The sequence below is a fragment of the Amycolatopsis sp. SID8362 genome (assembly GCF_010550475.1).
Classification (GTDB): domain Bacteria; phylum Actinomycetota; class Actinomycetes; order Mycobacteriales; family Pseudonocardiaceae; genus Amycolatopsis; species Amycolatopsis eburnea.
Genome location: NZ_JAAGNB010000914.1, coordinates 1 through 9,803, shown reverse-complemented (window position 1 = coordinate 9,803; position 9,803 = coordinate 1). Strand labels below are relative to the sequence as shown.

Annotated in this window: 10 protein-coding genes; 4 read left to right on the top strand and 6 right to left on the bottom strand. The window is 71.3% G+C overall.

Going from position 1 to position 9,803, the window contains the following annotated elements:
• The 4 genes from G3I65_RS28505 to G3I65_RS28490 form a co-directional block, all read left to right on the top strand.
• Positions 1-1,372: class I SAM-dependent methyltransferase (locus G3I65_RS28505; RefSeq protein ID WP_160698841.1), on the top strand; the 1,372-nt coding region annotated here is incomplete at its 5' end.
• Entirely contained in the window at positions 1,369-1,794 is a 426-nt protein-coding gene (gene dtd, locus G3I65_RS28500; RefSeq protein ID WP_160698840.1) for a D-aminoacyl-tRNA deacylase, read from the top strand. The genes G3I65_RS28505 and dtd, both read left to right, overlap by 4 nt.
• 287 nt (positions 1,795-2,081) lie before the next feature.
• A complete protein-coding gene (locus G3I65_RS28495) occupies positions 2,082-3,116 on the top strand; it encodes a sigma-70 family RNA polymerase sigma factor (protein WP_160698839.1) in 1,035 nt (344 codons plus the stop codon).
• Positions 3,117-3,725: 609 nt separating this feature from the next.
• A complete protein-coding gene (locus G3I65_RS28490; RefSeq protein ID WP_160698838.1) occupies positions 3,726-5,378 on the top strand; it encodes a fumarate hydratase in 1,653 nt (550 codons plus the stop codon).
• A 57-nt stretch (positions 5,379-5,435) separates the two neighbouring features.
• Here the strand turns inward: G3I65_RS28490 and G3I65_RS28485 are convergent, their stop codons facing one another.
• The 6 genes from G3I65_RS28485 to G3I65_RS28460 all read right to left on the bottom strand — a co-directional run.
• The gene (locus G3I65_RS28485; RefSeq protein ID WP_160698837.1) at positions 5,436-6,092 is read right to left on the bottom strand and encodes a hypothetical protein; all 657 of its coding nucleotides are present in this window, start codon (positions 6,090-6,092) and stop codon (positions 5,436-5,438) included.
• 101 nt (positions 6,093-6,193) lie between these two features.
• The gene (locus tag G3I65_RS28480) at positions 6,194-7,591 is read right to left on the bottom strand and encodes an MFS transporter (RefSeq protein ID WP_160698836.1); all 1,398 of its coding nucleotides are present in this window, start codon (positions 7,589-7,591) and stop codon (positions 6,194-6,196) included.
• A gap of 66 nt (positions 7,592-7,657) precedes the next feature.
• Positions 7,658-8,011, bottom strand: coding sequence for a dimethyladenosine transferase (locus G3I65_RS28475; RefSeq protein WP_160698835.1), 354 nt, complete (start codon positions 8,009-8,011; stop codon positions 7,658-7,660).
• Between the two features lie 23 nt (positions 8,012-8,034).
• Positions 8,035-8,532, bottom strand: coding sequence for a hypothetical protein (locus G3I65_RS28470; protein ID WP_160698842.1), 498 nt, complete (start codon positions 8,530-8,532; stop codon positions 8,035-8,037).
• Between the two features lie 174 nt (positions 8,533-8,706).
• Complete coding sequence (locus G3I65_RS28465; protein WP_160698834.1) at positions 8,707-9,207, bottom strand: hypothetical protein; 501 nt, start codon at positions 9,205-9,207, stop codon at positions 8,707-8,709.
• Positions 9,208-9,243: 36 nt separating this feature from the next.
• On the bottom strand, positions 9,244-9,803 hold a 560-nt coding region (locus G3I65_RS28460), incomplete at its 5' end, for an ABC transporter permease (RefSeq protein WP_160698833.1).

The window sequence follows — 9,803 nt, the reverse complement described above, 5'->3', positions numbered from 1 at the left end:
CCGCGGCGAGCCGGTCCCCGCGGAGCGCGCGAGCCGGGACGCGGGCGACCTCGGCACGCTGATCCGGCTGTTCCTGCTCGGCGGGGTCGAGCCCGAAGCCGAGGTCAAGGCCGCTTTCTCGCCGCTTTCACCGGAGGACGCCGTCACCGCCGGGGTACTGGCACCGGTCGCCGGCGGCTACCGCGCCGCCCTCGACATCCGGCCGCACGGCGACGAGGAGGGCTCCTGGTGGGTGGTCTCCGACCTCGATGCCGACGTGCTCGGCAGCACCGTGCCCGAGGACCACGTGCTCGGCGTCGGCCACGCGTCGCTGTCGCTGATCCGCGCGACCAGCCGCAACCCCGTCGGCACCCTGCTCGACCTGGGCACCGGCAACGGCGTGCAGGCGCTGCACGCGGCCCGGCACGCGCAGCGCGTGACCGCGACCGACGTCTCCGAGCGCGCACTGGCGCTGGCCGCGGCGACGTTCCGGCTGAACGAGCTGGACGTCGAGCTGCTGCGCGGCGAGTGGTTCGCGCCGGTCGCGCGGCGGAAGTTCGACCAGGTCGTCTGCAATCCGCCGTTCGTGGTCGGCCCGGCCCGGGTGGACTACACCTACCGCGACTCGGGGCTGGCCGGCGACGACGCGAGCGCGCTGGTCGTGCGGCAGCTGCCGGGCTTCCTCAACGACGGCGGCGTCGGGCACCTGCTCGCTTCGTGGCTGCACACCGGCAAGGAGGACTGGGCCGACCGGGTGAGCCGCTGGCTGCCCGCGGAGACCGACGCGTGGTTCGTGCAGCGCGACGTGGCCGACCCGGCGCTCTACGTCGGCACCTGGCTGCGCGACGCCGGCCTCGAGCCGCGGTCGCCGGAGGGCCGGGCGAAAGCGGCGGCGTGGCTCGACTGGTTCGCGGCGAACGACGTCCGCGGCATCGGGTTCGGCTTCGTCACGCTGCGCCGGGCGGCCGGGGTGAGCAGTCCCACAGTGGTCTGCGAAGACCTGCGGCAGGCCTACGACGACCCGCTGGGACCGGAGGCGGCCGGCTGGCTGGACCGCGTCGAATGGCTGCGCGAATCGGGTGATTCATTGCTCGATGTCCGTTTTGTGGTCCCGGACACGGTTTTGCTGGAAAGCGTCGAGGAACCCGGCGACGAAGGCTGGGCGACGTCGATCCGGCGCCTCCACCGCACCGACGGGCCGGGCTGGCAGCACGAAGTCGACGAGCTGGCGACGCGGCTCCTGGCGGGCTGCCGCGGCGCGCTGCCACTGGAGGACCTGATCGAGCTCCTCGCGTTCTCGCAAGGCCTCGACGCTTCGGAGCTGGCGGCCACCGCGCTGCCCGTCGTCCGCGAGCTCGTCCGGCACGGGATGCTCGTCCCGGCGAGCGAGTGAGGGCCGTCGCGGCCCGCGTCACGCGGGCGGACGTGACCGTCGGCGGCGAGGTCGTCGGCGCGATCGACGAGCCGGGTTTGCTTGTGCTGCTGGGAATCCACGTCGACGACGACGCGGCGAAGGCCGCCGTGATGGCGCGGAAATTGCACGAGCTGCGCGTACTGCGCGACGAGGAATCATGCGCCACGGCGAATGCGCCGCTGCTCGTGGTGAGCCAGTTCACGCTCTACGGCGACACGAAGAAAGGGCGACGGCCGTCGTGGACGCAGGCCGCGCGCCCCGAGGTCGCCGAGCCGTTGGTGGACGCGGTCGTGAGCGCGCTGCGCGACCGCGGCGCCACCGTGGCGACGGGGCGTTTCGGGGCGATGATGGCGGTGTCGAGCGTCAACGACGGGCCGTTCACGGTTGTCGTAGAGGTCTAGACCACAGTGCCCCGGTTCACATCCTGACCCGATTCACATGGGATTCTCAGGTTTCCCGGTCACGGAACGTTCTCAGCAAAAGCTCAGCAATGGTCGAGCAACCGGAGCGCGCCGGCAGCCGTCTCCTTTTCAGCGAGCCGGGAACGTTTTGGAAACCCGGAGCGTTGTGCCAGATGTCCAGCCAAGCCGGCCGGACCGGCGTACCGGGTTCCACAGGCCCCGGGGCGCGGGGCCGAAACCGGCGGACCACCGCAGCAGCACGTTCAGCCCGTGACCGGGGAGGCAGAATGTCAGTCCAGACTCTCGAACGCGAGTCGCGCGGGATTCGCGAGCGCATCCCGGCTCAGGTGTCCGAGGAGCCGCCGGCGATGAGCGTGGGGGCGCTCACCGACGCCGACCTCGACGCCCAGAGCCCCGCCGCCGACCTCGTCCGCGTCTACCTCAACGGCATCGGCAAGACGGCCCTGCTCAGCGCGGCCGACGAGGTCGAGCTCGCCAAGCGCATCGAGGCGGGTGTCTTCGCCCAGCACATGCTGGACACCGCGGAGAGCCTGACCGCGAAGCGCCGCACCGAGCTGGCCGCCCTGGTCCGCGACGGCCACGTGGCGAAGAACCACCTGCTGGAGGCCAACCTCCGCCTGGTGGTCTCGCTCGCCAAGCGCTACACCGGCCGGGGGATGCCGCTGCTCGACCTGATCCAGGAGGGGAACCTGGGTCTCATCCGCGCGGTGGAGAAGTTCGACTACTCCAAGGGGTTCAAGTTCTCGACGTACGCCACTTGGTGGATCCGCCAGGCCATCACCCGGGGGATGGCCGACCAGGGCCGCACCATCCGGCTCCCGGTCCACCTGGTGGAGCAGGTGAACAAGCTGGCCCGCATCAAGCGCGACCTGCACCAGCAGCTCGGGCGCGACGCTACCCACGAGGAGCTGGCGGCCGAGTCGGGCATCCCGGCGCACAAGATCTCGGACCTGCTCGACCACTCGCGTGACCCGGTAAGCCTGGACATGCCGGTCGGCACCGAGGAAGACGCCCCGCTGGGCGACTTCATCGAGGACTCCGAGGCGACGGACGCCGAGAGCGCCGTGATCTCGAGCCTGCTGCAGGACGACCTGCGCCGGGTCCTCTCGACGCTGGACGACCGCGAGCAGCAGGTCATCCGCCTCCGCTACGGCCTCGACGACGGCCAGCCCCGCACGCTCGACCAGATCGGCAAGCACTTCGGGCTCTCCCGCGAGCGCGTCCGCCAGATCGAGCGCGAGGTCATGTCCAAGCTCCGCCAGGGTGAGCGCGCGGACCGCCTCCGCGCCTACGCCAGCTGACCGATCCTCCGGAGAGGGCGGGCGCACACCGTGCGCCCGCCCTCTTTTTTTGGCGTACCGCCAAGCCGACGACCAGGCGTTCCGCTGGTCGTGAAAATTTTCCACGAAAACCGGGTTTTGCCCCCGCCGGCCGTGGGTAGCAACCTTCCGCCGACACCCGTTCGGCCGCGTTGACTTATGACTTCGGTCACGTCACATTCTTGAAGCGGCTTCGAACCGGTAGCGGCATCGACCTCGCGACCGGGTGTGCACGCACCCGGAAGCTTCCCCCGGGAGGTCGGGTCCGTCGGGGTGGACCCGGCCTCCCGACCAGCTCCCCCCGCACGGCGGCGGAGCTCCCCCACCGCACCCGGGCGGCACAACCCGGCACCCCGCCACCCAGCCCTCCCCGCAACCCCGATCCGAAGCCAGAACACGGCCGGCAGCGCCGGGTCAAGGCACGCTTTCCCGCCTTGACGCGGCGTTGCCGGCCGTAGTCACAATCAGGCTTCGGGGTTGCGGAAAACCAAGCCCCCGTGGGTTGGCCCACAGTGACCGCATGCCTCTTCGGCACCCCCTCCCCCGCCGCCTAAGCTGACCGGATCCCGGAGCTGGCAAAGGAGCCTGGCAGTGCCGTCCACCACGTTTCAGCACACCGAAGTCCTCCCGCTGGGCAAGGACACCACCACCGAATACCGGCTGGTCACCGACCAGGGCGTCGAAACCGTCGAAGCCGCCGGGCGCACCTTCCTGAAGATCGACCCGGAAGCGCTCACCACGCTCGCCCGCACCGCGATCACCGACATCCAGCACCTGTTGCGCACATCACATCTGCGCCAGCTGCGCGCCATCGTCGACGACCCCGAAGCGAGTGGGAACGACCGCTTCGTCGCCATGGACCTGCTGCGCAACGCCGCCATCTCGGCCGGCGGCGTGCTGCCCATGTGCCAGGACACCGGGACCGCCATCGTCGTCGGCAAGCGCGGTGAAGGCGTGCTGACCGGCGGGGACGACGAGCGCGCTCTCTCGCAGGGCATCTTCGACGCCTACCAGCAGCTCAACCTGCGCTACTCCCAGATGGCGCCGGTGAACTTCTGGGACGAGCGCAACACGGGCACCAACCTCCCCGCCCAGATCGAGCTGTACCACAAGGAGGGGGACCCGACCTACGAGTTCCTCTTCATGGCCAAGGGCGGCGGCAGCGCCAACAAGACGTTCCTGTACCAGGAAACCAAGGCCGTCCTGAACCCGAAGCGGCTCGCCCGGTTCCTCGACGAGAAGCTGCGCAGCCTCGGCACCGCGGCCTGCCCGCCGTACCACCTGGCGATCGTCGTCGGCGGGATGTCGGCCGAGTTCAACCTCAAGGTCGCGAAGCTCGCCTCGGCGCGCTACCTCGACAACCTGCCGACCGAGGGGTCCGAGCTGGGGCACGCCTTCCGCGACCCGAGCCTCGAGCAGCAGGTCCTGGAGATGACCCGGCAGTTCGGCATCGGCGCGCAGTTCGGCGGCAAGTACTTCTGCCACGACGTCCGCGTCATCCGGCTCCCCCGCCACGGCGCCAGCTGCCCCGTCGGCATCGCGGTGAGCTGCTCCGCCGACCGGCAGGCCAAGGCCAAGATCACCGCCGACGGCGTGTTCATCGAACAGCTCGAGCGCGACCCGGCGCAGTTCCTCCCCGAGATCACCGAAGAGGACCTGTCCGACGACGTCGTGAGCGTCGACCTCAACCGGCCGATGGCCGAGATCCGCGCGCAGCTCTCGCAGCTGCCGGTCAAGACGCGGCTGTCGCTCACCGGGCCGCTGGTCGTCGCGCGCGACATCGCGCACGCGAAGATCGCCGAGCGGCTCGACGCCGGCGAGGGGATGCCGGACTACCTGAAGAACCACCCGGTCTACTACGCCGGCCCGGCGAAGACGCCCGAGGGATACGCGTCCGGCTCGTTCGGTCCGACGACGGCCGGGCGGATGGACTCCTACGTCGAGCAGTTCCAGGCGGCAGGCGGCTCGCTCGTCATGCTGGCCAAGGGAAACCGGTCGAAGCAGGTGACGGCCGCGTGCCAGGCGCACGGCGGGTTCTACCTCGGCTCGATCGGCGGCCCGGCCGCGCGGCTCGCGCAGGACTGCATCAAGAAGGTCGACGTCCTGGAGTACGCCGAGCTCGGCATGGAAGCCGTGTGGAAGATCGAAGTCGAGGACTTCCCGGCGTTCATCGTCATCGACGACAAGGGCAACGACTTCTTCGCCAGCACCGGCGACCCGGTGCTGCAGATCAGCTTCCGTTAGGACGCAAGGGAAGGGGACACCGGCCCGCCGCCGGTGCCCCCTTCCTTCCCTGCACCCTCAGCCGACGCGCTCGATCCGCGCGCGCCGGATGAGGAACTTGCCGGGCTCCCGAACCTGTTCGAAAGCCGCGTTGTTGAGCAGCGCGCAGCTGCCCGAGACCGACGTGACCTCGACCGTCGTGGACTTCGAGTTGTCCAGGTTCGTCACCTTCAGCTTCGTCCCCGCCGGGAACTGGTTGCTCGACGCGGCCGGTGCGCCGCCTTCGCCCGAGAGGGTCACGGTCGACCCCGGGCAGACGACCTGGCCGACGGCTCCGGTGTCCACTCCGGACTGCTTCTGCTGCTGGTTCTGCTGCTGCGCCGGAGCTTGCTGGGCCGACGCCTGGGCCGCCGGGGCCTGTCCGTTGTTCGCCGCGACGTTCGCGGTGCACCCCGCGACCTGACGCCGCTGCTGGATCAGGTCCACCACCGCCTGCCGGTTGGCGATCCGCGCGGCCGACTGCGCGTCCGGGTTCGCCTGCTGGCCCGCGATGAAGTTCAGGTTGTTCTGCAGTGCGGTGTCGAGTCCTGCGCAGTTTTCCTTGGGAGCTTCGGCCGCGTTGCTCGCCGGGCTGCTCAGCGCGATCGCGGTCGCGGTGATGCCGGAAACACCCAGCAACGCGGCCAGTCCGATGGTCGCCTGCTTGCGGTGCCGACCACTACTCAACCGGGGCATGCGCCCCTCCTCTCTGATCACCACCTCACCCTGGGATACGGCCCGGCAACGCGGGCGGTTCACCGCTTCCGCGAAAATTTCGACAGGTTCGACAGCCGAACTCAGGCGACCGGCACGCCGTGGTCCGAACCATTGACGCGCGCCGCCGTCGCCAGCGCCCAGCGCCCGGTGGTCAGCACGCCCAGCGCGAACACCAGGACCCCGCAGGCGGTCACGATCACCCACGCCACCCGGTCCGCCGCGGGCGAGGCCGCGGCGACGACCGCGCCGATCACCGCCACGCCCAGGGAAGCCCCGACCTGACGGCTGGTGGACGCCACCGCCGCCGCGAGCCCAGCGCGTTCCCTCGGCATCCCGGACACCGCGGCGTTGGTGATCGGCGCGTTGAGCATGCCGAAGCCCGCGCCGAAGCACACGTATCCGAGTACCAGCACCGGAATCGGCGTCGCGGGGCCGATCCCGGCGAGCACGGCGCCGGACAGGGCGATCCCCGCGCCGGCGACCAGCAGCGGCAGCCGCGGCCCCCGCGCGGCGACCACCCGGCCCGACAGCGGTGCGCACACCGCGGTCACCGCCGCCATCGGCAGGGTCAGCAATCCCGCGTGCAGCGCGGAAAACCCGCGGGTGTCCTGCAGGTACAGCGTGTTGAGGAAGAGGAACCCGGACAGCGCCGCGAAGCCCGTGACGGCGGTGAGCGTCGCACCGGAGAACGGGACACTGCGGAAGAACCTCAGTTCCAGCAACGGATCCGCGCGCCGCCGCTCGTAGGGCAGCAGGATGGCCAGCGCGACGGCGGCCACGGCGAAGCAGCCGATGATCTCCGGCGACGTCCAGCCCGCGCCGCGGCCTTCGATGATCGCGTAGGTGAGCGAGGCCAGCAGGAGGATCACCAGCAGCTGCCCGACCGGGTCGAGCCGGCGCGGGTGCGGCGACCGGGACTCGGGCACGAACACCACCGTCAGGACGATCGCGGCGACGCCGACCGGGACGTTGATCCAGAAGATCGAGCGCCAGCCGGCCCAGCCGACGAGCGCGCCGCCGACCACCGGCCCGACCGCCATGCTCAGCCCGACCACGCCGGCCCACACGCCGATCGCGCGGGCGCGCTCGCGCGGTTCGGTGAAGACGTTGGTGACGATGGAAAGCGCGACCGGGTTCAGCATCGAGCCGCCGACGGCCTGCAGCGCGCGGAAGGCGATCAGCGTGCCGACGTTGGGCGCGACGCCGCACAGCAGCGAGCCGAGGGAGAACAGCGCGAGCCCGGTCTGGAACGTCCGGCGCCGCCCGATCCGGTCGGCGGTCGAGCCGGCCAGCATGAGCAGGCTCGCCAGGACGAGCGTGTACGCGTCGATCGTCCACTGCAGACTCGCGACGGACGCGCCCAGCTCGTGGCGGATCGAGGGCAGCGCGAGGTTCACGATCGTGTTGTCGAGCCCGACGATGAACAGGCTCAGGCAGCAGACGGCCAGGACGACCCGGGGCCGGACGAGCTGGGGCACCGCACCCCCGCAAGTAGTTGCACGGACAATATTAAGCATTGTACAACTAATTGGGCGCGGCTTCCGTCAGGCCGGGAACAGCTCCGTGAGCCGGGCGAGGGTCTTCTCGATGCCTTGGGCGTTCTTGCGCGGGAACGGGCTGAGCGTGATGGCCAGCGGGAACTTCGCCGTCGACCAGTCGAACGTCTCGGTGACCTCGGTGCGGCCGCCGTCGAGGGGTTCGAGGCGCCAGCGCCAGCGGTGGCCGTTGAAGTGGCGCCACGCGCCGAGCGAAAGCCGGTCCGGACCGCCCGGCTGGGCGGCCCGGACCGTGCCGGATCCGTCGATGAGCGGGGGCTGGGCCGGATCGGCCAGGAGCCCGAAGATCTTCTCCGGGGTCGTGGCGACGATCGCGGTGCGTGAGACCTGGCGGCTGCCCATCACCCGAGCCTAGGCCAGGGTGATCACTTCGGCGGCGTGGTCTTCAGCACCACCGTGCGCTGATCCAGCGGCGCGGCCAGCGCGACCGAGATCACCGGGTAGCGGATGTCCATGGTGCACATCTGGCCGGTCTGCGCCTTGGTTTCGCTCAGGTTGACGACGACGTGGTCGCCGGCCTGCTCGGTCGCCTCGCCGAGGGCGTGGCCGCAGCCGCCCTCCTGGGCGCGGATGTTGAGGATGGTGCCGCCGTTGGCCGTCCACACCTCGTGCGGGAAGCCGCTGGGCAGCGCGGTCGCGTCGATCTTGGCGGGCGGCACCGGCGTACTGCCTTCGGGCACGGTGAGCCGCGGTTTCCCCGGCGGGTTCGCCGTCGGCGACCCCGGCGGCACCGACTCGCTCGGCGACGTCGAAAGGCTGCCGGTCGGCGCCGCGGAGTCACCCCCGGCAGCGGGCTGGCTGGTGGGCATGTCCTGGCCGGCACAGGCCGTCGCCATCAGCAGGAACGCGCCTGTCCCGACCACCTTCGCTAAGTACCTCATGTCCCGAAGACGGAACGCCCCCGACCCGGGGTTGCACGAAAGATCGACTCGGACTCGCGAAAGCGGCACTTTCACGTGAAAGTGCCGCTTCCTGGGGGTGGTCTGGGAGGGCGGGGCCGGGCAGCCCGGGGCCGCCCTCCCAGCGTCCGGGCGGGGTCAGCCCTGGCGGAGTACCACCGTGCGCGTGCCGAGCGGCTCGGTCAGGGGCAGCGGGATCGTGATCTCGCGGATGTAGTCCGGGCACATCTGGCCCTTCTTCCCCGCGCTGACCGCGATCAGCACCACCACCTGCTGCGGCGTCTGGTCGCCGACGCGCGCCGAGACGCGGCGGCAGCCGCCCTCCTCGGCCTGGAGGATGACCGTCTTGCCGTCGGGGCTGCGGGTGAGGCTGCGCGGGTAGCCCTCGGGCAGGGAACGCGCGTCGACCTGGGACTCCGCGATCACGTCGTCGCCCGGGGCGATGCCCTGCGTGGGGCGGCCGACCGTCTGGGACGGCGGCGGGGCGACCGGCGGCGACCCCGGCAGCGAGGACGAAGCCGACGTCGGGGGCGTCGCCGAGCCGGTGCTGCCCGGCGCCGGCGCCGCCCCGGAGCCCGAACCGGCCGCGCAGGCGGTCAGCGTCAGGAGCAGCAGGACCGTACCCAGCAGTGTGCGCATACCCGCAAGACGGACCGGACGCCGGATCGGTTGCACCTACCGGTGCGCCGCCCGCCCACGGGCCAGGCCCAGCAGCACCACCCCGGCGAGGGTGACGCCGAGCAGCAGGACCGTCGCCGCGGAGGCGAGGAACACCTGGCCGCGGTCGGTCAGCGCGAACACGCTCGCCGGGAGCGTGCGCCAGTCCGGCGGGTACAGCATCATCGTCGCGCCCAGCTCGCCCATCGACATCGCCAGCGCGAGGCTCGCCGACGCCGTCATCGCCGGCAGCAGCACCGGCACGCGCACCCGCAACAACACCCGGACGGGGGATGCCCCGAGCGACGCCGCCGCCTGCGCCAGCTGCGGGTCGACGCGGGTGAGCGCCGCCGACACCGTGCTGAAGGCGAACGGCAGCAGGATCAGCAGGTGCCCGAGCAGCACGATCCAGCGGGTCCCGTTGAACGCCAGCGGCGGCCGGCTGAACGCCACCAGCAGCGCCAGCCCCAGCACCACCGACGGCACCGCGATCGGCAGGTGGAACAGCGTTCCGGCGAGCCGCCGCAGCCGCCGCGGCGCGGTCTCCGCCGCCAGCGCCGCCCACGTGCCGAGCAGCA